At 40.0% G+C, this 22,267-nt stretch carries 19 protein-coding genes and 1 pseudogene; 6 read left to right on the top strand and 14 right to left on the bottom strand.

What is annotated here, in order from left to right; translation table 11 throughout:
- The first annotated feature begins 169 nt into the window (after nucleotides 1–169).
- Nucleotides 170–976, top strand: coding sequence for a siderophore-interacting protein (locus A9J31_RS13160; protein ID WP_067766780.1), 807 nt, complete (start codon nucleotides 170–172; stop codon nucleotides 974–976).
- Between the two features lie 293 nt (nucleotides 977–1,269).
- On the opposite strand, the pseudogene A9J31_RS13165 reads toward A9J31_RS13160, so the two are convergent.
- The 11 genes and pseudogenes from A9J31_RS13165 to A9J31_RS13215 form a co-directional block, all read right to left on the bottom strand.
- A pseudogene (locus tag A9J31_RS13165) lies at nucleotides 1,270–2,071 on the bottom strand (sulfite exporter TauE/SafE family protein).
- A gap of 45 nt (nucleotides 2,072–2,116) precedes the next feature.
- Entirely contained in the window at nucleotides 2,117–2,608 is a 492-nt protein-coding gene (locus tag A9J31_RS13170) for a flavin reductase (protein WP_067766783.1), read from the bottom strand.
- A 161-nt stretch (nucleotides 2,609–2,769) separates the two neighbouring features.
- Nucleotides 2,770–3,813 (bottom strand): methionine synthase, encoded by a 1,044-nt coding sequence (locus A9J31_RS13175; protein WP_067766786.1) that lies wholly within the window; start codon nucleotides 3,811–3,813, stop codon nucleotides 2,770–2,772.
- Between the two features lie 42 nt (nucleotides 3,814–3,855).
- On the bottom strand, nucleotides 3,856–4,845 hold the full coding sequence (locus A9J31_RS13180) for a putative oxygenase MesX (protein WP_067766789.1): 990 nt from the start codon (nucleotides 4,843–4,845) through the stop codon (nucleotides 3,856–3,858).
- A 355-nt stretch (nucleotides 4,846–5,200) separates the two neighbouring features.
- A complete protein-coding gene (locus tag A9J31_RS13185; protein ID WP_067766792.1) occupies nucleotides 5,201–6,547 on the bottom strand; it encodes an MFS transporter in 1,347 nt (448 codons plus the stop codon).
- Nucleotides 6,548–6,762: 215 nt separating this feature from the next.
- Complete coding sequence (locus A9J31_RS13190; RefSeq protein WP_067766795.1) at nucleotides 6,763–7,788, bottom strand: enoyl-CoA hydratase/isomerase family protein; 1,026 nt, start codon at nucleotides 7,786–7,788, stop codon at nucleotides 6,763–6,765.
- A gap of 12 nt (nucleotides 7,789–7,800) precedes the next feature.
- The gene (locus A9J31_RS13195) at nucleotides 7,801–8,574 is read right to left on the bottom strand and encodes an enoyl-CoA hydratase (RefSeq protein WP_067766798.1); all 774 of its coding nucleotides are present in this window, start codon (nucleotides 8,572–8,574) and stop codon (nucleotides 7,801–7,803) included.
- A 62-nt stretch (nucleotides 8,575–8,636) separates the two neighbouring features.
- The gene (locus A9J31_RS13200; RefSeq protein ID WP_067766801.1) at nucleotides 8,637–9,764 is read right to left on the bottom strand and encodes an acyl-CoA dehydrogenase family protein; all 1,128 of its coding nucleotides are present in this window, start codon (nucleotides 9,762–9,764) and stop codon (nucleotides 8,637–8,639) included.
- A 171-nt stretch (nucleotides 9,765–9,935) separates the two neighbouring features.
- Complete coding sequence (locus tag A9J31_RS13205) at nucleotides 9,936–11,597, bottom strand: AMP-binding protein (protein WP_067766804.1); 1,662 nt, start codon at nucleotides 11,595–11,597, stop codon at nucleotides 9,936–9,938.
- 92 nt (nucleotides 11,598–11,689) lie between these two features.
- Entirely contained in the window at nucleotides 11,690–12,580 is an 891-nt protein-coding gene (gene mmsB, locus A9J31_RS13210; protein WP_067766806.1) for a 3-hydroxyisobutyrate dehydrogenase, read from the bottom strand.
- Between the two features lie 15 nt (nucleotides 12,581–12,595).
- The gene (locus tag A9J31_RS13215) at nucleotides 12,596–14,113 is read right to left on the bottom strand and encodes a CoA-acylating methylmalonate-semialdehyde dehydrogenase (RefSeq protein WP_067766809.1); all 1,518 of its coding nucleotides are present in this window, start codon (nucleotides 14,111–14,113) and stop codon (nucleotides 12,596–12,598) included.
- Between the two features lie 164 nt (nucleotides 14,114–14,277).
- Here A9J31_RS13215 and A9J31_RS13220 point away from each other — a divergent pair, with 164 nt between their 5' ends.
- Nucleotides 14,278–15,159: a LysR family transcriptional regulator gene (locus A9J31_RS13220; protein WP_067766812.1), complete on the top strand. Its 882-nt coding sequence runs from the start codon at nucleotides 14,278–14,280 to the stop codon at nucleotides 15,157–15,159.
- Between the two features lie 385 nt (nucleotides 15,160–15,544).
- Nucleotides 15,545–15,985: a DUF2147 domain-containing protein gene (locus tag A9J31_RS13225; RefSeq protein ID WP_067766815.1), complete on the top strand. Its 441-nt coding sequence runs from the start codon at nucleotides 15,545–15,547 to the stop codon at nucleotides 15,983–15,985.
- Between the two features lie 89 nt (nucleotides 15,986–16,074).
- Here A9J31_RS13225 and A9J31_RS13230 read toward each other — a convergent pair whose 3' ends face one another.
- Complete coding sequence (locus tag A9J31_RS13230) at nucleotides 16,075–17,130, bottom strand: aromatic ring-hydroxylating oxygenase subunit alpha (protein ID WP_005090794.1); 1,056 nt, start codon at nucleotides 17,128–17,130, stop codon at nucleotides 16,075–16,077.
- Nucleotides 17,131–17,375: 245 nt separating this feature from the next.
- Here A9J31_RS13230 and A9J31_RS13235 point away from each other — a divergent pair, with 245 nt between their 5' ends.
- Nucleotides 17,376–18,302 (top strand): LysR family transcriptional regulator, encoded by a 927-nt coding sequence (locus tag A9J31_RS13235; RefSeq protein WP_067766818.1) that lies wholly within the window; start codon nucleotides 17,376–17,378, stop codon nucleotides 18,300–18,302.
- 123 nt (nucleotides 18,303–18,425) lie between these two features.
- Here A9J31_RS13235 and hpxO read toward each other — a convergent pair whose 3' ends face one another.
- Nucleotides 18,426–19,583 carry an FAD-dependent urate hydroxylase HpxO gene (gene hpxO, locus A9J31_RS13240; RefSeq protein ID WP_067766821.1) on the bottom strand — a complete coding sequence of 386 codons (1,158 nt, stop codon included), beginning with the start codon at nucleotides 19,581–19,583 and terminating at the stop codon, nucleotides 18,426–18,428.
- A 210-nt stretch (nucleotides 19,584–19,793) separates the two neighbouring features.
- Here hpxO and alc point away from each other — a divergent pair, with 210 nt between their 5' ends.
- Both alc and A9J31_RS13250 read left to right on the top strand, forming a co-directional pair.
- Entirely contained in the window at nucleotides 19,794–20,801 is a 1,008-nt protein-coding gene (alc, locus tag A9J31_RS13245) for an allantoicase (RefSeq protein WP_067766824.1), read from the top strand.
- Nucleotides 20,802–20,897: 96 nt separating this feature from the next.
- Nucleotides 20,898–21,398: an ureidoglycolate lyase gene (locus A9J31_RS13250; RefSeq protein ID WP_067766827.1), complete on the top strand. Its 501-nt coding sequence runs from the start codon at nucleotides 20,898–20,900 to the stop codon at nucleotides 21,396–21,398.
- A 125-nt stretch (nucleotides 21,399–21,523) separates the two neighbouring features.
- On the opposite strand, the gene A9J31_RS13255 is transcribed toward A9J31_RS13250, so the two are convergent.
- The gene (locus A9J31_RS13255; RefSeq protein WP_067766830.1) at nucleotides 21,524–22,243 is read right to left on the bottom strand and encodes an outer membrane protein OmpK; all 720 of its coding nucleotides are present in this window, start codon (nucleotides 22,241–22,243) and stop codon (nucleotides 21,524–21,526) included.
- Nucleotides 22,244–22,267 lie beyond the last annotated feature (24 nt).

Raw genomic sequence — 22,267 nt, forward strand, 5'->3', positions numbered from 1 at the left:
AAATGTATTTATAGAAAAGCACCGACGACACTAATTGGGTCGCGCAGAAATACTAAGTATAATCATTATCATTTGCAAATAGTTTTTATTTACATTACATTTAAACCACAGAATGCTCTGTTTTACACGTATACAGCCCCCTCTTTTCACTCAAAATAGCAGAATAATCATGGCTCAAAATTCACTCCCATTGCCACGTTATATCTCTGTACAGTCGTCAGAGAAAATTACACCTCATCTACAGCGGGTCTATTTTTCTAGTGAAGATTTTTCGGATTTTCCTAAGAATCAAAATGGCGCACATATAAAATTCTTTTTTCCAGAACAGCCTGAATTAAAACCCATTTTACCGAGCCGAAATGAACAAGGAAAAGTCGTTTGGCCGAATGGAGACAAGCCCATCACACGTACCTATACGATTCGTCATTTTTTAGAAAATGAACAATTGTTGGTTGTGGACTTTGTTCGTCATACAGAATTTGGTATTGCTGCTAACTGGGCAAAACAAGCACAACCAGGCCAAATTTTAGGTCTAGCTGGGCCTGGAGGACGCGCACGATTTAACCCTGAAGCAAATTACTGGGTGTTTATTGGCGATTTGTCAGCACTGCCGATGATTGCAGCATCTGTAGAGCTACTTCCTGAGCATGCACAAGGGGAAGTTTGGATTGAAATTGAAGCTGAAAATGACCGTATTGAACTTATTCATCCTAAAGCTGTCAATATAAATTGGCTGATCAATCAAACCAATATTGAAACTCAAATTGAAGATGCAATGCAACGATTGAACTGGCTTGACTCCAATATTTCTGTGAGCTTGGCGGGTGAAAATACACGTGTAGTTTCACTCCGTCATTTATTTAGAAATAAGTTTGGCGTTAATAAAGCCAACATGTATGCCGTGCCATATTGGAAAGTTGGTCAAACCGAAGAAGGCTACCATCAGGAACGCCATCAAGTGATGGATGAAGAATAGCTTTGTATTTACGCGAAAATATTCATTTGATTTCTCATATCTAAGTGGCATTAGCCAAATCTGAATATTTTTAAAGGGATATCTATAAAGCAGGTTATGTTGTGAATCTAAAATTTGAAATTATTTTTATTATCATTGTCACAGGCACCGTAACTTTAGTGGTGACGCAATTAATGATGAAATATTCATGACACTAAAGACTTAAATGTTGTGATTATTGAAATTTAAAAGCCCACAAAATGTGGGCTATACACTTGCTGAATAATTAGTAATTAGTAATTAGTAATTAATAATTAAAGAAAACCTTTCACCAAGAAAAAGCATCCGACGCAAACCAGTAACACAGCAAAGCATTTCTTAAGTACTGCTGGTGATAAGGCATGCGCTGCTTTTGCACCAAATTTCGCAGTAAAGAAACTCATGATACTAATACCTAAAAATGCATAGATATGAATATAGCCAATGGTATTTGGCACATTCACTTCAGCTTTCATACCAAATAGCATAAAGCCTAAAGCGCCAGCTATTGCGATTGGTAAACCACATGCAGCAGAGGTTCCGACTGCTTTTTGCATGACCACGCCATAATGAGTCAAATATGGAACGGTTAAACTACCACCGCCAATACCAAAAATGGCGGAAGCGATGCCAATCCCTGCTCCAGCACCCATTTGCGCTGAAGTCGTAGGTAAAGTTTTTGTACTGTCGACCGTTTTTTTTTGAGCCCATAAACATATTGTATGCAACCCAAAGTAAAAATAGACCGACTATAAATTGTAAATACACAGCAGAAAGCCAACCTGCAATACCTGCCCCGAAGAAACAACCAATCGCCATACCCGGTGCAAGATTTTTAAATAACGGCCACATGATACCGCCCTTTTTATTGTGCGCCATCAATGAACTGATTGAGGTCACCACAATAGTGGCTAATGATGTCCCTAATGCTAAATGCATCACAACATCAGGGTTATAGCCCATTTGGCTAAACACGATAAATAATAATGGGACAATAATGGTGCCGCCACCCACGCCAAACAGCCCAGCAGCAAAACCCGCCAATGCGCCAATGACTAAAAATATAATTAATTCCACGAGAGATGATCTTGATATATTGAGTTAAAAATTTAAAGAAAAGGGTTAAGCAAGTTCAGTTTCACCCACCTGATGATAAGCACGATTAAAGTAAACCAAGGCCTGATCTTCTTCATTCTTTTGAATTGCAACAATTGGACAAATGAAAATAGTATGTGTCCCCACTTCTTGTATTTGTTCAATTTCACAATCAAAACTCACCAAGGCATCTGTTAATACAGGTGCACCCGTTTCAAGCTCAGTCCAATTACCTAAAGCAAAGCGCTCGTCTGAACTCAGTTTTGACGCGAATGCATTAGAAAGTTGTTCATGCTGCGCACCTAAGACGTTAACCGTTAAAATTTTGTTTTCCACAAAGTTGGTATGTGAGCGCGATGCTTTATTCATACACACCAATAAAGTCGGTGGTGTATCAGTCACGCTGCACACTGCAGATGCGGTAAAGCCATGACGACCTGATGCACCCATTGTAGTGACAACATTCACTGCACTTGTTAATGATGACATTGCATTTTTAAAGTCGATTGCTTCAACCATGATGAGGTTCCAAAATTTAAACGGTTTTGCCTAAAGGTATTACTGAAAACAGTGCAATGCAGCAAGAACTGGCTTGCCACATTACATCGAATAGAATTTACATATTTGCGTGATATTTTATATGAAGCATATTCTTATATAACATCACCTATGCGCGACAATTAGCGTGCAAGTTCTTGGCGAATAATATCTGCACCAGCACTTAAAGCATTTAATTTACCACGTGCTACTTCACGACCCAGTGGTGCCATACCACAGTTGGTTGACGGATAGAGTTTATCTGCATCTACAAACTGAAGAGCTTTACGCAATGTGTTTGCCACTTCCTCTGGTGTTTCAATCACATTGGTTGCCACATCAATTGCACCGACCATGACTTTTTTACCACGGATCAATTCAATTAAATCCATCGGTACACGTGAGTTTTGACATTCAAGCGATACGATATCAATTTTAGACTGCTGTAGTTTCGGGAAGGCTTCTTCATATTGGCGCCATTCTGAACCGAGTGTCTTTTTCCAGTCTGTATTTGCTTTAATACCGTAACCATAGCAAATGTGTACCGCAGTTTCACATTTTAGACCTTCTAATGCACGCTCTAAAGTGGCAACACCCCAGTCATTTACTTCATCAAAGAATACGTTAAATGCAGGCTCATCAAATTGAATGATATCTACACCAGCAGCTTCCAACTCACGTGCTTCTTGGTTCAGGATTTTCGCAAATTCCCAGGCCAATTTTTCACGACTCTTGTAATGACCGTCATAAAGCGTATCAATCATAGTCATTGGACCAGGTAAGGCCCATTTAATCGGCTGATCTGTCAATGAACGTAGAAATTTTGCATCTTCAACAAAAACTGGTTTTTGACGAGATACAGCACCCACTACAGACGGTACGCTCGCATCATAACGGTCACGGATTTTTACGGTTTCACGTTTTTCAAAATCTACGCCATCCAAATGCTCAATGAACGTGGTCACAAAGTGCTGACGGGTTTGCTCGCCGTCACTGACAATATCAATGCCTGCTTGCTGTTGCTCATGCAAAGCCAAGCGTAATGCGTCTTTTTTTCCGTCCAAAAGCTCTTGATCTTGCAATTTCCAAGGTGACCAAAGCTTTTCAGGTTCTGCAAGCCAAGATGGTTTCGGTAAGCTGCCTGCTGTTGATGTCGGTAATAGCTGTTTTGGGTGTACAAGGGCCATGTCTAATCTTCTTTCTCTAAATTCGTTAATCTGGTATCTAAGTTAAGCAGCGTTTGCATTTTCCACTGTGAAGTTGGCAGCCCATTGTTCAAGCACTTCTTTATATGGCTTGATAAAGTTTTCTTCAGTCCATTTACCCTGTTTAACCGCCAGTTGACCACGTTCAACACGGTCATAGACAATACGAGTCAATGAATAATCCTGGAAATTTAAACTTGGTTGATACACTAAACCTGCTGTTGCATTGGTATTGTAAATTTCTGGACGGTAGATTTTTTGGAAGCTTTCCATGGTGCTAATTGCACTGATTAATTCGAAATCTGTATAGTCACTTAACAAGTTATTTGCAGAATAGAATGCCAATGGTGCAGTCGCATTTTCAGGTTTGAAATAACGAACGCTTAACCCCATTTTTGCGAAATAATCGTCTGTACGTGAATAGTCATCATTGGTGTATTCCACGCCTAAAATTGGGTGAACATTCGCAGTGCGATAATACGTTTTAGTGGTTGAAATACTCAGGCAAATGACTGGCTGTTTTTTAAATTCAGCTTTGAATACATCTGAATTAACAAGGTGTTGGTAAAGTTTACCGTGTAAATCACCAAAGTCTTCAGGCTTTTCATTGAACTTACAACCCAATGCGGGCAATACCACGCTGAAATCATAATCACGTACATAAGATGAAAAGCTATTACCAATCATCCCCTCAATACGTTGATTGGTTTTATGATCGATGATGATACTTTTCAAAGTTTCAATAAATGGGAAAGTTTGGCCATTACCTTCTATATCGAGTTCAGCAGAAATAATGTCAATTTCAAGTGAATAACGGTCCGCATTTGGGTTGTCACATTTCGCTAAAGTGTTAAAGCGATTATTGATCATTGCCAATGTACGACGTAGGTTTTCTTCACGGTGCTCACCACGTGCTAAGTTGGCAAAGTTCGTAGTCAGGCGTGTGCTGTCAGCTGGTTGATAGTTTTCATCAAAACGAATACGTTTAATTGAACATGCAAATTTTTGACTCATGGGAGTGTCTACCTAAAATTTCGTTAATTAGAATTTCTGTATGCAGTAATTTATACGTGAAAGTTAAGATGAATAAAAATGATTTAATTTAAACCAAAGATGAGTAAAATTCACTTAAAGAATCCAACTCAATACCAATCTTAAATATATTTATATTTTTCAATTACTTATATATAAATTAGAAAACTTTAATAATTTAGTATGAGCGAAAAATGGTGTTTTTTATGTAAAAAAGCCACATACAAAGCTGTATGTGGCTCATGTTAACGTTAAATTTTCTTCATGTTTTGTTCAAATTAAGCATCAATTTATTCACTTAATGAATTTTTGAAAGTTTAAACACTTAAAAATTAATTTATGAATCATTTAAAACAGGTTTCACTAATTTTTGTGCATCTGCATTCTTAGACTTGATCATATCAGGCCTTAAAAATGATGATGCAATGATAGCTACGATTGCAAAACCAATAATGTAGTAAATAATCAGATGTGGGCTGCCCCCGCCAATACTCAACAACTTTGTAGCGATTAATGGTGCAAGGCCACCACCTAATACACCTGCAAATTGTACTGAGATCGAAATACCGCTATAGCGAATCTCCGCAGGAAATTGACGTGCAAAGAGCTGTGACTGTGGTGCATACATCAATGGGAAAACCAAACCGATGCCAATTACAATTGCAGCCCAAACCAAAGTTGGATCTTTGGTATTTAACATGGCAAAAAATGGATAGCTATATAGAGCTAACACACACAGACCAAATCGAAACATATTGCGTTGACCAACTTTATCTGAAAAATGCCCAAAGATTGGTGTGACCACCATAATCACTGCGGCACCACAGATTGTTGCGAACAAAATATCTTGGCGCGGAATTTCAAGTTGTGTCGTTGTATAAGCCAATGCAAATGTAGATGCCAAATAGAACCATGCGTTTTCTGCTGCACGTGATAGCACAATAGTCACGAGTTCTTTCGGGTGCTTTTTAAAGACTTGTAGCGCTGGTACTTTAACGTGCTCAGCCTTCTCTTTCACTTTTTCAAAGTCTGGAGATTCAGGAACTTTCACACGGATATACCAACCCACCGCTAAAAGCACAATACTTGCTAAGAATGGTAAACGCCAACCCCAACTAAATAATGCTTCTTCAGGTAGCATCGAAACCAAACCTAAAGCCACTGATGCTAAGAGTAATCCACCACCAGTACTTGCCTGAGGTAAGCTTCCCCAGAAGCCCTTACTGCCTTGAGGTGCATGTTCAACTGCCATTAATACTGCGCCGCCCCATTCACCACCCATGGCCATGCCTTGGACAAAACGAAGAATAATCAAACACACCGTTGCCCAATAGCCAATGCTTTCAAAGGTTGGTAATAGTCCAATCATAACTGTAGGAATTCCCATCAGCATGAGCGTGACAAGCAGCATGGATTTTCGGCCAATTTTATCCCCAAAATGACCAAATACTATGCCACCCAGCGGTCTACCAATAAAACCAACTGCATATGTCGCAAAAGCTGCTAAGACGCCCGTTAGTGGATCTAAATTTGGGAAAAACAGCTTGTTAAAAATCAGCGCGGCCGCTGCACCGTAAATAAAAAAGTCATACCATTCAATGGTGGTTCCCACCATGCTAGAAATACCGGCTAAGCGGTGTGAGGACTTCTTGTCCTGAGGATGATTTTGTTGAATATCCTGCATCACTATGTTCCTTATATCGATCTTTTTGAGTTTTGATTTGATTTATCCATACTGGGTAAGTTGAATAAATTTAAGATTTCCTTTTTACATCTCCCGACGAAATTAAAATGAACCGTTGCTTTAAGATGCAGAGAAATTCTCAATTTCCTTTCTCTGCGCATACTTGAAATACGTTTAAACTTTTTTTCTGGGTATGGTGATCATTCAGTTAAAATTTAAATAATTTCAGCCAAAATTTGATCTAATGCTGGATTATGTTGTTGCCACTTTGGCTGTTTATCTTTATCAACAATCAACGCACGAACACCTTCTATAATGTCGCCATGATCAAACCAAAGATCTTGTAAATGACGTTCAACTTGCATGCATTGCTGTAAAGACATGCTACGACCTGCCAGTTGTAGTTTTAGACTAATATGTTTGGCAATCGGTGAACGCTGTTGCAAAGTATTTAATGTTTTGCTCGCCCAAGCTTGATTGATCGTGTCTTGTTCCTGTTCTAAACTTTGCTCAATTTCGGACACATCTGCATAAGCAAAATGCTTACTAATGTTTTGGGCATTTTGTCGTAAATCACTTTCGGCTGGATGCGTGATGTAACGTGCAATCACTTGTTCTATATTTTGTTGAGTGAGAGGGCTTGTTTGCACTAAGGCCTGTTCTAAAGCTGCAAACTTCTCACTCGGCACATGGTAATCAATCAAATCTAAATAAAGCGCATCACTACTCGATATCTGATCACCCGTCGTTGCCAAATACACGCCAATATCATCTAAGCGAGATAAAAAATGTGTAGCAGCAACATCTGGGAAAAATCCAATTGCAGTTTCAGGCATTGCAAAGCGTGACTTTTCACTACTCACCAAAATGTGACAGGCTTGCGCTAAACCGAAACCTCCACCTAAAACATAACCATCTAACAACACAACAACTGGTTTTATATAGCTACGCAATGCGTTGAGCATGTCGTATTCTGCTTGAAAATAGGTTTTATGATCATCCGTACCATTTTGATAGCAATCGTATAAGTAACGAATGTCGCCACCTGCGCAGAAGGCTTTAGGACTATTTGATTTAATTAGTACTGCTTGAATTTCATCATCATGTTGCCATAGTTTCAGTTGCGTTCGTATGCCATTAATCATCTCAATCGTCAAAGCATTTAAATTGGAAACCCGATCTAAAATAATCGTACCCAAAGCTCCTTGGCGCTGAATGATTAAATTATTTTCCTTGCTCATGTCTGCACATCCTTATTGATTTTTAAAGTTAGCTGGACGTTTTTCTACAAAGGCTTGCATACCTTCTTTTTGGTCTAATGTGGCAAATACCGAATGAAATGTACGACGTTCAAAACGAAGGCCTTCAGCAAGGCTCACTTCAAAGGCACGGTTAATCGATTCTTTAATCATCATGGTGGCAACCAAAGACTTTTCTGCAATTTTTTCAGCTGCAGCCAAAGTCTCAGCCAATAATTCCTCTTTGGTAAAAACACGCGCAACCAGCCCACTTTGTTCCGCCTCGAGTGCTCCCATTTGACGTGCGGTTAAACACATTTCCATGGCTTTAGCTTTACCAATCGCAAGGGTTAAGCGCTGTGTCCCACCAATGCCTGGCAGTACGCCTAAAGTAACTTCAGGTAAACCAAATTTGGCGTTGTCTGCACAGTAAATGAAGTCACACATTAAAGCCAATTCACAGCCACCACCTAGAGCATAGCCACTGACTGCGGCAATGAGAGGTTTGCGACGCTGTGCAATGCGATCGGCCAAATGAAAGAAATCATCAAAATAAATATTGGGAAAATTCAGCCCTGCCATTTCCTTAATATCCGCACCCGCAGCAAAAGCCTTTTCAGAGCCTGCTAATATCATGCAGCCAATCGTTGAGTCTTTTTCTAAATCGTCCAGTGCAAGATTCACGTCACTGATTAACTGCGTATTTAATGCATTGAGTGCTTTGGGGCGATTTAAAGTGATCAATCCCACACCATTTTTTTTCTCTAGTAATATTGTTTCAAATTGCATTAGGTCGCCCTTTTTATTGATCTGGTGCTTTGTTTCTGTCTCTAATATTTAAACGACTATTTTTATAAACTCCGCGCAATCACTAAACGCTGAATATCACTGGTGCCTTCATAAATTTGACAAATACGCGCATCGCGGTAAATGCGTTCAATTGGAAAATCTTTTAAATACCCATAGCCACCAAAGACTTGTAGTGCTGCTGAACACACACGTTCCGCCATTTCAGATGAAAAAAGTTTGGCCATAGAGGCTTCATTCAAACAGGGCTGTCCTGCTTCTTTTAAACGTGCAGCGTGATGAACCAATTGACGTGCAGCTTCAATTTCTGTTGCCATGCTGGCTAAGCGAAATGCTACTGCTTGATGCTCAAAAATAGGTTTACCAAAGGTGATGCGCTCTTTGGCATAGCTGGTTGCTTCTTCTAAAGCCGCACGAGCTAAACCGACGGCTTGAGCAGCTATTCCAATTCGACCACCCTCTAAGTTTGATAAGGCAATTTTTAAGCCTTCACCTTCTTTGCCAAGCATCATACTGTGTGGTATACGCACATCAGTTAATGCAATTTGGCAGGTGTCCGAGGCATGTAAACCAAGTTTTTCTTCAGTACGAATAACTTCATAACCTGGTGTGTCACGTGGCACGATAAAAGCGCTCATGCCTTTTTTACCGGCACTCGGATCTGTCACCGCAAAAACGATAATCACACCTGCATTATGACCGGAGGTAATAAATTGTTTTGCTCCATTAATGACCCAATCATCACCATCCTTCACTGCACGGGTTTTAATTGCAGCTGCATCAGAACCAGTATGAGGTTCTGTTAAAGCAAAAGCGCCAATCATTTTTCCTTGAGCTAAAGGAAGCAGATACTTCTGTTTTTGTTCTTCCGTGCCAAACTTAGCAATCGGAACACAGCCTACCGAGTTATGTACACTCATGATGGTTGAAGTTGCACCATCTGCCGCGGCAATTTCTTCTAGGGCCAAAACATAGGCTAAGTTACCCGTATCGGAGCCACCATATTGATCCGACACCAACATACCCAAAAAGCCTAATTCGCCCATTTGTGCCAATGCATTTTTTGGAAACGTACCATTTCGATCCCAATCACTTGCATTCGGTTTCACTTGTTCCTGTGCAAAACTACGCGCCATATCCTGAATCAGTAATTGTTCTTCTGTAAATTGCATTGCATATTCCCTTGTCTTTTATATCTTTAGCCTGATCTTTAACATAATTTTGAGCGTGTATTTATTTGTATATTACCCACTGTACATTCCGAAATTTCAACAATATATTCAATTGAACTTTCATCTAAAACCAAGTGCGTAATTAACCTGCCGCATTTTAAAATGGCATAGCTAAACTGATGTGCTTGCGGCCTGTTGCTTAGCAATCTCTTGATTACGCAATAAGAAACGTTGAATTTTGCCACTTGGCGTTTTCGGTAACTCCGATACGAATTCGACTTGGCGTGGATATGCATGTGCAGATAAGCGTTTTTTCACAAATTGCCCTAATTGTTCTGCGAGTTCTTCGCTTGCGTGTTGACCTTCAGCCAAAATAACAAAGGCTTTCACAATCTCAGTACGCTCAGGATCTGGCACACCAATAACCGCAGCTTCCACCACAGCTTCATGCTCGAGTAAGGCACTTTCTACATCAAATGGCCCAATTCGATAGCCCGAAGTTGTAATGACATCATCACTACGTCCTACAAAGCTCATGCTGCCATCTTCATTCAGTTCTGCTGTATCACCCGTCAAATAGTAATTTTTGATGAACGGTGATTTTCGACTTTCTTTATAGCCTCCAAACCACATCATTGGCGATTGCTCGATATCGACAGCCAAAATACCCGGTGTGTTTGCAGTCAATTCATTGCCTTGTTCATCGACCACAGCAACGCGATAACCTGGACTAGCAAAGCCCGCTGAACCTGCACGAATATCATGTTTTAAACCATGATGGTTGCAAACCACCATGCCGACTTCAGTTTGACCATAATGGTCAAAAATAGGCGCATCTAAAACCTGCTGAAACCAACGAAACACTTCTGGATTTAAGGGTTCGCCTGCGCTACTGACAACGCGAAACTTTCCTTTTAGCTGCGCCATTTGTGTTTGATCCGCTGCCATCATCATACGATATGCAGTCGGCGCTCCTGCCAAGTTATTAATTTCATAGTCATTTACAATTTGACAGAGGCTATCTGCACTGAATCCGCCTTCATAGAACAATGTCGCATGACCAAGCAATAGCGGTCCAGTAATGCCGTAGTACAAACCATAAGCCCAACCGGGATCGGCAATGTTCCAAAATGCATCGTCATCGCGTAAACCAATGGCATCTTGCATATAATGACCAAATGCAATGAGCGCTTTCAGTGGAACTTCTAAAGGTTTTGCAGGGCCTGTAGTACCCGATGTGAACATAAGTAAAAATGGCGCATCTATGCTTTGCATGACCAAATCACATTGATCTGACTCAGTATTTAGAACTTGCCAAAAATCTAAATCACTGGCTTCAACACCTAAACCTGCGATATCTGCAACCGTAATAATCTGTGGGCATTGCGCGACTTCATCGAGTTTGCTTCTGTTGCCAACATCTGTGATTACAAATTTGCTTTTTGCCAGCTGTAAACGGTGCTCAATCGCTTTAGGGCCAAAGGCAGTAAATAAAGGTTGATATACGGCACCAATCCGCCATGCCCCTAAAATAACCACCAACAATTCAACTGTGCGTGGCAATAAGCCCGATACACGATCACCTTGTTGCACGCCTTGAGCCTTTAAAAAATTGGCAAATTGGCTCGACCATTTTTTTAGCTGACTAAAGGTATATTGTTCTTTACGACCGTCTTTGCCTTGCCAATACAACGCAACTTTTTCACTGTCTGCTTCAGCATGACGATCACAACATTCATAACATGCGTTGAGTTGATGTAATGAACCGCTTAGCACTTGTTTTGCCGCTTCATTTAAATCAAAAACTGATGCCTTATTTTGATAATTCAACATATCCGTGACCTCTGCCAAATTTATTGTTATTGCTGACGCAGTTTAATTTTTTAAGTCCCATCCATTGAGACCTAAAGTTTAGGATCGAAACCCTAAACCTCTTTAGGAAGATATTGCTGAATAATGCTGGAAAAATCTAAGTGGGCATTGCCTTGTAAACAAAGCTGCTGATACATCTGTTGCACTAAACCACCTAATAAAATCGGTTGTTTCACTTGGCCAGCTGCTTCAATGGCAAGCCCTAAATCCTTTAACATCAGCTGTGTTGCAAACCCATCGGAATAACCACGGCCTGCAGGTGCATTGGCTGAAATTTCTGGCCAAGGATTACACACTTCTGAACTCCAGCAGCGGCCGCTTGAGCTATTTACCACACCTGCCAAAGCTTGCGGGTCAATACCAAGCTTGGCACCGAGTGCCATACCTTCTGCAACAGCCGCCATTGAAATACCCAAAATCAGGTTGTTACAGATTTTAGCGATTTGCCCTGCACCTACATCACCACAGTGCACAATGTTTTTACCCATGTGACTGAGTACTGATTTGGCCTTTTCAAACGTGGCATCATCTGACCCCACCATAAAGGTGAGCGTGCCGGCTTGAGCACCAATTGTGCCGCCCGAAACAGGGGCATCACAGACATCAATATTTCGTTCACGTCCTGCTTCGGCAATATCTTTGATGGTTTGTGGGTCAATGGTACTGCTATCAATACATAAGCTGCCGGCTTTAAGTACGGCAAGCACACCATTTTCCCCGAGATAAACCTCTTTCACATGCTTCGCCGCAGGCAACATGCTAATCACAATATCCGCCTCTTTTGCAGCTGCCTGTGGACTATCACAGACGATCCCGCCTGCTTCAGTAAAATGCGAAATTGCCACATCACTCAAGTCAAAACCATAAACCGTTAAACCCGCTTTGAGTAAGTTTTGGGCCATTTTACCGCCCATATTTCCTAAACCTATAAATGCAATATTCATCCTTGAACTCCTGATTTAACGTAGGTTAATGGTAGTATTTACACCTGTAGATTCATGGCTATCTTCAAACCAACGGCTGGTAATGGTTTTGGTTTGGGTATAAAACTGCACTGCTTGCTTACCATAAGGGCCTAAATCACCTAGTTTCGAACCACGTGAGCCGGTAAAACTAAAGAATGGAACTGGCACAGGAATTGGGATGTTAATACCGACTTGACCGATATCAATTTCATTTTGGAAAGTACGTGCCACTGCGCCACTTTGTGTAAACAAACCAACGCCATTACCAAATGGATTGGCATTAATCAACTCGATGGCTTGTTCCAATGTATCGACATGAATAATGGCTAAGACTGGCCCGAAAATTTCTTCTTTATAAATCCGCATATCGGTGGTGACTTGGTCAAAAATTGTTGCACCTACAAAATTGCCTTGTTCATAACCCTGCACAACAACATCACGGCCATCTAAAAGCAGCGTTGCACCTTGCTCAACACCGCTATTAATCAAATCTGTTACACGAGCCTTGGCACGCGATGAAATCACTGGGCCAATATCGGTATTTGGTTCATGCCCTGCATTGACCTTCAATGTTTTAGCTTTTTCGACCAGTTCACCAATCCACTCCTTACTTTCACCAACCATCACTGCAACAGACAAAGCCATGCAACGTTGACCTGCGGCACCAAAGGCAGCACCAACAAGTGCATTTAAGGTCTGCTCTTTATTTGCATCTGGCATCACAACGACATGATTTTTTGCACCCATCATCGACTGCACACGTTTACCATGCTGTCCTGCAAGGTTATACACATGCGTACCTACAGCAGTTGAGCCAACAAATGAAATCGCTTTAATATCTTGATGTGTGCATAAGCGGTCTACGACTTCTTTACCACCATGTACAACGTTTAGGACACCTGCAGGTATACCTGCTTCAACTGCAAGCTCAACCAACATCATGGTCGATAATGGATCTTGTTCAGATGGTTTAAGTACGAAGGTATTTCCACAAGCAATTGCCATAGGGAACATCCATAAAGGAATCATTGCCGGAAAGTTAAATGGAGTAATCCCTGCACAGACTCCTAATGGTTGCTGCAAGGTATAAGTATCGACACCACGAGCGACACCTTCGGTGTATTCACCCATTTGTAATGTACCAATCGAGCATGCATGTTCAACAACTTCTAGACCACGTTGAATATCACCTTCTGCATCTGCCAAGGTTTTGCCTTGCTCGGCAGTGAGTACCGCCGCAATTTTTTTCATATTGGCACGAATCAAATCTTGTAATTTCAGCATGATTCGCATGCGTACCTGAATTGGTGTAACACGCCAAGTTTTTAAGGCAGCTTGTGCTGCAGCAATTGCAGCATCGACTTCGTCCGTCGTTGCCATTGGTACACGACCAAGTACTTCCTGTGTCGCAGGATTCACAATGTCTTGCCAGTTTTGTGTTTTAGATTCAATAAATTGACCGTTAATTAATAATTTAGCCGTAGTCGACTGAATATTGGACATTGTGTTCATAACCTCTCCATGGGCACTATTTTTGTTGTTTCAGCATTGAAAATAGCTAAAAAGTCGTATTTTCAGGCTTGCTGTTTAAATTCAGACTAGCAAAGAAATTTTTGACCAGAAATAGAAATTCATGCACGATCAATGTGCAAATATGCACAGGGAAAATAATCAAAATGAAAGTGGATTGGGATCATTTGCAATATTTTTTGGTCTTGGCACGTGCTAAGACACTGACCAATGCAGCACGACTGATTGGGGTTGAACACAGCACGGTATCCCGTCGGATACAGGCTTTAGAACTAGCTTTAGGCACACCATTATTTAAACGTGAAGCAACTGGTTATGAACTGACTTTGGAAGGTTTGGCCTTAGTTCCACGAGTTGAACAAATGGAACAAGCCTTTATACAAATTGAAAAGCCTCATCAACCTTTGCAGGGTCGTGTGCGAATTGGCACACCTGAAGGTTTTGGCACAGCATTTTTAGCCAAACTATTGGCAGAATTGTCCAAGCAATATCCTCAACTCACGATTGATTTAATTCCCGTTCCGAAGATGATTAAGCTATCCCATCGCGAAGCTGACATTGTAATTTCCATTGATCGTCCTAAATCAGGCCCTTATATCATCACGCGTTTGACCGACTATTGTCTAAAAATTTATGGCAGTAAAAACTATTTAAATCAAACACAAGCTATTCATAAACTTGATGATTTAAAAAATCATCGCTTTGTAAACTACATTGATGATTTGGTTTATAGCCCTGAACTGTATTGTCTGGAGCGTATTCCGCTCGATTTAAATGCGAACTTCCGTAGTAGTAGTATTCTGGCACAACAGATTGCGGTCAGCTCAGGTGCCGGACTGGCAATTTTGCCCAAATTTTTAGCGGATGAAAACCAAGAACTTGAACAAGTCTTAGGTGAAAATGTACGCTTCATCCATACCTTTTGGATGCTCACTTTAGTCGATTTACAGCACGAACCCCGTATTAAGTTAGTTTGGGACTTTTTAAGAAAACAAGCTGACCTTTATCAACATATATTGATGGATTAAAGCGTAAAACAATATGTGAGATTCAACAGCAACCTCACCTTAATACTAAAAAGGATTAGTAAAATTAAAGGGATTATATCTACTAGATAGCTTTTTAATATCAGATGTAATCCCTAATTAATGATCAGTAATCCATTCCTCACTGTTTAGACAAATAGTCACAAACTTGCCAAATCAATAACATTGCTCAACACGAACTCTAAATTTCTACACGATTGGGCCTGCACATCATCAAAAATTGTATAAAAGATCCACAATATATACTTATTTATTTGCGAAGATTCCTCTTGAAAGTTGAACGACATGTTTACTTTCTTCATGGCATGTGTGAGCTGATCAGTAAGACGAACTCACACATCTCGTAACACGAAATAGAGGTTCTAAAATGATAAAAACAACTCTTAGTATTCTTGGTTTATCCTTGGTCTCAACCCTAGCACTCGCTGCTGATCCACTCAATGGAACAAAGTGGAAAACCATTGATGATAAAACCAAGCAACCTTTATCTGTTGTCCAATTTACCGAGACATCGAATGGCGTGCTTTCTGCAAAAATCGTTGATGTTTTCACACCGGGTGAAGCACAGAAATGCAGCAAATGTGTAGGTAAATATCAGAACAAACCTTTATTAGGTGCTCAGATTATTCATGGACTAAAAAATACCGGTAAAAACACCTACGATGGAGGTAAAATTACCGACCCTAAAAATGGTAAGACTTATAGCTTCAATGCCAAAATGTCGAATGATGGTCGTACCTTAAATGGACGTGGCTATATTGGTGTATCAGCTCTAGGTCGTAGCCAAACGTGGATTCGTGTGAACTAATCAGCTGAAAACGAAGCTCAAAATATTTTCTAAGTAAAAAGCGACTCAAAAGAGTCGCTTTTTTAGCAATAACGATTAAATTTCATATTTTAAACTGTATAGCGTTTGCTCAATCCCCACTCTGCCAAAATTCGGCGGTAAGTGGTTGATGAACGATCTGCCTCAAAATGTGCCTCCATTGAAATATCTAAAGGAAGTTCTTCTGGTTTTTGGCTTTCCACCATGTCCTGATCTTCAGCGAAGATTTGTGCATTGAAATCATAAACTGCCTGTAAGTCTCCTGTAGTATCAAAGTTACGAGTTAAGGGAACGAATAATCGCGTTTTATTGTGCGAAACTGGACAGCACGCATTTAAAATTTTAAGTAAGCCATTTTCAGGAAAGTCGATAGTCAAAATAGCTGAAAATGGTGGATAGACATCAAAAGTACGTTTCCATAAAAAATCATCTGGTGCTAAATGTTGTAAGCCATGCGGATAGTTACTGACATCACTCACATACTCTGTATGTAAGCCATAATCCGTTCGAACGGTCGAATATTTTTGTACCTTTGGATTTTCACGATCAGCAAAACTTTGGTTATGTACCCATGCAAAGTGCGCAACATCAATAAAGCCTTCAAGCTGACGGCCACTTGATCCAGCAATATCGACAAATGGAGGGAGAATTGACTGATGTTCTTCACTGTCCCACGTGTCTAAATCTGGAAAATTGGCTTTCGATACATCGCGGTTAAATAAACTGGTCCAAATTAGTCCGTATTTTTCTACAACTGGAAATTTGGTCAGTGAAAAACGATCTGAAATTTGTGTGAGCTCCGGTTGAGCAGGAATTTTTACGCACTTTCCTTCACCGTTATAGTGTAGGCCATGGTATGGGCAAATAATTTCTTCGCCTTTCACCCATCCTTTGGTTAATGGCACACCACGATGCGGGCAAATATCGCGTACCAGATGAATTTTTCCGCTTTCAGTTTTATACAAGGCCATTTTCACATCAAGTAATTGTACTTGTTGCGGTTGTTCTGAAACGTCCTGAGTGCGTGCAACTGGGTACCAATGCTGCGCTAAAATATTCCAATCGTTTGCATCAAATGAACTGCATTGTGGTTGGGTAAATAAATTCAGTACAGGAATCGCATTCATTTTTTAAATCTCTACATTCGCAATATTTGCAGAACTTTTCGCAATCTAAAAAGTGCTAATTCGTTCTTTTCTAAGTCAAAAATACGTTTGGATAGCATTTCTGTCTATTAGAATGATTTGCATACAATGTTCTGTTTTTTAGAACACAAATGTATAGTGAGTTGAAAAAATCAAAAGTTATGGCATGAAAATCGCTTAACAACGGATAAGTACTTTATAAACTGCCCGTGAGATTTAATAATTATATGTCGATTACCTTTTCCCGATTTTCTGAATATTTTATGGCTGTTGCCCGTACTGGCAGTTTACGTAAAGCCGCAGAACAGCTTTTTATTTCAGTGTCTGCTGTGCATCGGCAAATTGTACTGGCTGAAGAAGAGTTAGGCGTCGCTTTGTTTGAGCGTTTACCTCAGGGACTCAAGCTAACGTTGGCTGGTGAATTACTTTATGCCGATTTGCTTAAATGGCAAAAAGAATATCAACTGACTCGAACTCGATTTGATGAAATTCAAGGATTAAGTCGCGGCAATATTGAAATGGGTTTTATTGCTGCACTAAATGATGGTTTTGTCGTGGATTGTATTCAACGCATGGCTGAAAGCTATCCATGGATTAATCTCAATATTAGTATGAATAGCAGTGAAGAAATATCGAGAAAAATCATTGATGCAGAATTAGATTTTGGCATTATTTTAAATCCCAAAAGTCACAATCAATTAGAAATCTTATCCTTTATTGAAATTCCTTTAGGCTATGTTTTATCACCACATCACACCTTAGCCGGCATGGATAAAATCTATTTATCCGACACTTTAAATGAGCGTCATATCATGCCAAGTGAGCCCTTAGTCATCAGTGATTATGTACATACACTCTATAAACATCACAAATTTAATCCTATACAAAAGATAGAATGTAATGACATTAGAATGATAACGTCATTAATTCAACAACAATTAGGCATTGGCTTAATGTCATATATGGATGCATTGCCACTTTTAAACTCAAAAAAGATCGTATTTAAGCCCATTCGTGAAAAAGGTATGCATCGTTTAACCATTGCACTGTGCGTCGCTTCAAAACGTCAAACATCTCGTCTTTCACAAATAATGGTAAATTTATTGGTCGAAAAAATGGAAGAAATCAAATTGCAATTAAAGCAACTTCCTTAAACATTTAATCCTTTGCTCTTCAATCTAATGTTTCTTTATAGCTAAAAAAAGCCAGTGTGAATATTCACACTGGCTGCTGAAAGCTAACCTTTTAGTTTTACATTTCTTTTTGTGTCTTACAGCTTAGTCGAGTGGATTACCGACAATGTTACTAATAATTCCCTTCATAATATGATTGCCTTGTTCTTTGCGTAACTCTTCATACCACTCTCGGGTCACCGCTTCATCTTTCATATGTGTCACATCACAGCGCTTACGGGCACGAAGTACCAATTCATTGGCACGTTCATTACGCTTGTTCTGATAGCGACGTAAAGAATCTTGTAAACCTAAAGTGTTAATTTGCAATGAACGTGCCAAATAGATAGCATCTTCCATCGCTTGACAGCCGCCTTGACCAATATCAGGTGTTGTACTATGCGCTGCATCACCCACAATCACTACTCGACCTTTGTAAAAATCGGCAAATGGTTCGATATCGTGAATTTCTACACGATTGGTCTTTTGTACATCGACTGCATCAATTAACTTTTGGACATGCTCACACCATCCTTTAAAGTATTCTTTGAATAAAGCTTTGTATTGGCTACGATCATTTTCAAGACCAACTGGTAGTGGCACATCAAAAAAGAAATAAAAACGATTATTTGCCACTGGCATCAGTGAAACACGTTTGCCTTCACCTACAAAAGTTGTCCATTGATCTGCTGCTGCATAATCATCTGAGACATCAACGAGACCATTCCAATTGACATAGCCTGCATAGCGTCGTTCAACTTGCTCACCTAAAACATAGGCACGAGTAATTGAATGTGTACCGTCTGCACCGACCAATAGATCAGATTCGATTTTACCACCATCTGCAAATTGAATTTTTACACGCTCTCCTTCTTCAACAAAAGAAACCATTTTCTTAGCAAGATGGATATCTTCACGGCCAAATTCATCCATCAGCATATTTTGTAGTTCCGCACGTGATACCGGATATGGTCTTTGCCCGACCTCTTCAATCAATGGATAAAGACTAAACTGAGTCATCACATCGCCTGTCAAACCATCAATATAAGCAAGGTTATCCATTTTGCCGCCAAGCTTTTCAACTTGCTCTGTTAAGCCCAAATAATTCAGACATTTCACACCGTTAGACCATAACGAAATAGCAGCACCCACCGGTAAAATTTGTTCTGCCTGTTCATAGATGGTTACTTGGTGTCCGAATTTTTTTAGTGCGATGCCTGTAGTTAGACCCGCCATACCTGCACCAATAATTGTAATTTCCATCTATAACTCCCCTGTGTTTTATAAGTTTCTAAGTCATAAAATGCTAAAAGCGTGCCATTGTTTATAAAGCGCCCTGAAAAAAATCCAAAGTTGGCACACGCTGTGCATCTAAACGCGTGTAAATGCTTGTTTTTATCGTTTGTTAAATTTTTTGTAGCACGATAGCGCAAAGCATGAATTTTGAAAGAAAATAGCGAATGGATTTAATATATGGCGACTTTATTAGCACCCGATTTTGATATTCCTGCACAATTACAGACACTTACTAATTTGGCAGATGACCGTATTGGTGCAAAAATTATTGAATGTTCAGATGAATTTTTCGCAGAAGCAAAACGTATGCTTCAATTTGACGCGCCAATTTTTGTTGAAGATAAATTCGATGACCATGGTAAATGGATGGATGGTTGGGAAACGCGCCGTAAACGTCACACAGGTTATGACTGGGTCATCATCCAATTGGGCGTAGCTGGGCGTATTAAGGCTTTAGATATTGACACTACCTTCTTCACTGGGAATTACCCTGCTTCAGCTTCAGTTGAAGCCTGCTACGCCCCTGATGGCGATCTTGCTCAAGCTGAATGGTTGAACATTTTAGAGAACAATGTACTTGGCCCAAGTCAGCATCATGTTTTGCATATTACAGCTGACCAAGTTTTTACTCATGTGCGCTTAAATATTTTCCCTGATGGCGGTGTTGCTCGTTTTAAAGTGTATGGTGAAGTGAGCGTTCAACAGCAAGATCGCACTGCAACAATTGATTTAGTTGCCTTAGAAAATGGTGGACGTGTAATTGCTTATAGCGATGCACATTTTGGTCATCCACGTAATCTGATTAACCCAGGTCGCGGCATAAATATGGGCGATGGTTGGGAAACCAAACGTCGTCGTGCACCGGGCTTTGATTGGTGTATTTTGACTTTGGGTCAAACTGGTGCAATTGAAAAAATTGATATCGATACGGCACACTTTAAAGGCAACTTTCCAGCTCAAGTCTCGATTCAAGCGGTCTATGTTGAAGATGCAACCGATCCACAATTAATTCCACAAAGTATGTTCTGGCCATTTTTACTCGAAGCACAAGACATGCAAATGGATCATATTCATAGCTTTGTAAATGAAATTTTGCAACATGAAAAGATCTCGCATATTCGCATCAATATGATTCCAGATGGTGGTATCAGCCGTATTCGTATTTGGGGCAAAACCAAAAGCTAAATTGATAGCTTGAATACTTCCTACATCAAGAAGGATAAATGCTGAGGTTTTATCCTTCTTCTCCTGCACTTTATATAGACAATAAAAGAATTACACATGGTTCAAACAATTCAGCTACAGCCCCTGAGCATTGAAAACTTTGCCCCATTTGGCGAGGTTATTTGCATTGATGGACAGGATTTTTTTCATATCAATGATGCGCATACCGAGCGTTATCATGCCCTTGCAACCACTGAAATCATCGGTGAAGCGCATGCAGGGATTAGTATTTTTCGTAATATTAAACAAACAGAAATTCCTTTTTCGGTTTCGATGCTTGAGCGACATCCGAATGGCTCACAAGCTTTTATTCCGATGCATGGTCAGGCTTTTTTAATTGTGGTTGCGCCTGCATTGGATGATCACACCCCAGATATTTCAAAACTCTGTGCTTTTATTTCAGATGGCACACAAGGTGTTAATTACCGTGCAGGTACATGGCATCACCCTCTATTAACTTTAGAGGCACCAAGTAACTTTGCCGTGGTTGATCGTATTGGTACTGGACATAATTGTGATGTTTATCAGTTTAATGAAGTAATCAATATCGTGGCATAAAATTAAACTATCATTGAAATTGAAACCTTAATTTAAAATTGTCTCAGAAATTAAAAGCCCCATCCGTGAGGCTTTTCAGTCTTGTACAGTGTGTTGTGTAACGATGTAAGGTTTTACCGAATTAATTAGAAGTGGTATTTCACTAGCGCGCTAAGGTTATTTTCATCCTTGCCTTTAATATTATATTTATTATTCCAAACTGAATGCTCAACGCCTACATATAGGCGTGTATCTGGGGAAATATGTTGCCCCACATTCCATTTATATTGACTGGTCCAGTTCATCTCACTGGCTGAGCCTTTTTCCACAGTTGACCAATCTAGGAAAGCATCTGCTAAGAAAGATTCTGAGCCAATTTTAAATGGTATGGCATAAGTAAGCGTCATTTGATAGTCATCAGCTTTAGTATCATTATTCACTTTATATAAATTTAATTTTGCATATTGAAAATATGGCACATCAAAGTCAAAGCCAATACCATAGAGAAAATTATCCATGTTACTACCCGCTTCCCAAGTGGTTGCAAGCAATACATCTTTTACAGGGCCAAATTTAAGTTCTTTACCCGTTACTGCACCTAAACTCAATCGTGGTGATGCTTCGAAATAGGTTTGATCGCCATTGACGTCATTATGTGTACGGTCGGCAAAAATGAAGAAATCACCATATTTATGCTTTGACGCGTATTCAAATGTCACCGTGGTTTGTTTGTCTTCTTTTGCAATGAGTTGGTAGTCGGTGCCATATAAACCAGTAATGCTGAAGTCTTGCCAGATTGGGGCTGCAAAGATAGAGTTGGCTGAAATAGTGCATAGAATTGCAGCTGAAAGAGGCTTAAATTTCATTAAATTGTTTTTCCTAGCGATAAA

The sequence above is a fragment of the Acinetobacter gandensis genome (genome assembly GCF_001678755.1).
In the GTDB taxonomy this organism is placed as follows: domain Bacteria; phylum Pseudomonadota; class Gammaproteobacteria; order Pseudomonadales; family Moraxellaceae; genus Acinetobacter; species Acinetobacter gandensis.

What these genes read in the sequence shown, in the direction of transcription:
- mmsB (WP_067766806.1), bottom strand. Translation starts at nt 12,580, where the DNA reads ATGAATATTGCATTTATAGGTTTAGGAAATATGGGCGGTAAAATGGCC.
- A9J31_RS13180 (WP_067766789.1), bottom strand. Translation starts at nt 4,845, where the DNA reads ATGAGTCAAAAATTTGCATGTTCAATTAAACGTATTCGTTTTGATGAA.
- A9J31_RS13190 (WP_067766795.1), bottom strand. Translation starts at nt 7,788, where the DNA reads ATGAGCAAGGAAAATAATTTAATCATTCAGCGCCAAGGAGCTTTGGGT.
- A9J31_RS13255 (WP_067766830.1), bottom strand. Translation starts at nt 22,243, where the DNA reads ATGAAATTTAAGCCTCTTTCAGCTGCAATTCTATGCACTATTTCAGCC.
- A9J31_RS13200 (WP_067766801.1), bottom strand. Translation starts at nt 9,764, where the DNA reads ATGCAATTTACAGAAGAACAATTACTGATTCAGGATATGGCGCGTAGT.
- A9J31_RS13225 (WP_067766815.1), top strand. Translation starts at nt 15,545, where the DNA reads ATGATAAAAACAACTCTTAGTATTCTTGGTTTATCCTTGGTCTCAACC.
- A9J31_RS13175 (WP_067766786.1), bottom strand. Translation starts at nt 3,813, where the DNA reads ATGGCCCTTGTACACCCAAAACAGCTATTACCGACATCAACAGCAGGC.
- A9J31_RS13235 (WP_067766818.1), top strand. Translation starts at nt 17,376, where the DNA reads ATGTCGATTACCTTTTCCCGATTTTCTGAATATTTTATGGCTGTTGCC.
- alc (WP_067766824.1), top strand. Translation starts at nt 19,794, where the DNA reads ATGGCGACTTTATTAGCACCCGATTTTGATATTCCTGCACAATTACAG.
- A9J31_RS13205 (WP_067766804.1), bottom strand. Translation starts at nt 11,597, where the DNA reads ATGTTGAATTATCAAAATAAGGCATCAGTTTTTGATTTAAATGAAGCG.
- A9J31_RS13160 (WP_067766780.1), top strand. Translation starts at nt 170, where the DNA reads ATGGCTCAAAATTCACTCCCATTGCCACGTTATATCTCTGTACAGTCG.
- A9J31_RS13185 (WP_067766792.1), bottom strand. Translation starts at nt 6,547, where the DNA reads ATGCAGGATATTCAACAAAATCATCCTCAGGACAAGAAGTCCTCACAC.
- A9J31_RS13230 (WP_005090794.1), bottom strand. Translation starts at nt 17,130, where the DNA reads ATGAATGCGATTCCTGTACTGAATTTATTTACCCAACCACAATGCAGT.
- hpxO (WP_067766821.1), bottom strand. Translation starts at nt 19,583, where the DNA reads ATGGAAATTACAATTATTGGTGCAGGTATGGCGGGTCTAACTACAGGC.
- A9J31_RS13250 (WP_067766827.1), top strand. Translation starts at nt 20,898, where the DNA reads ATGGTTCAAACAATTCAGCTACAGCCCCTGAGCATTGAAAACTTTGCC.
- A9J31_RS13215 (WP_067766809.1), bottom strand. Translation starts at nt 14,113, where the DNA reads ATGAACACAATGTCCAATATTCAGTCGACTACGGCTAAATTATTAATT.
- A9J31_RS13220 (WP_067766812.1), top strand. Translation starts at nt 14,278, where the DNA reads ATGAAAGTGGATTGGGATCATTTGCAATATTTTTTGGTCTTGGCACGT.
- A9J31_RS13170 (WP_067766783.1), bottom strand. Translation starts at nt 2,608, where the DNA reads ATGGTTGAAGCAATCGACTTTAAAAATGCAATGTCATCATTAACAAGT.
- A9J31_RS13195 (WP_067766798.1), bottom strand. Translation starts at nt 8,574, where the DNA reads ATGCAATTTGAAACAATATTACTAGAGAAAAAAAATGGTGTGGGATTG.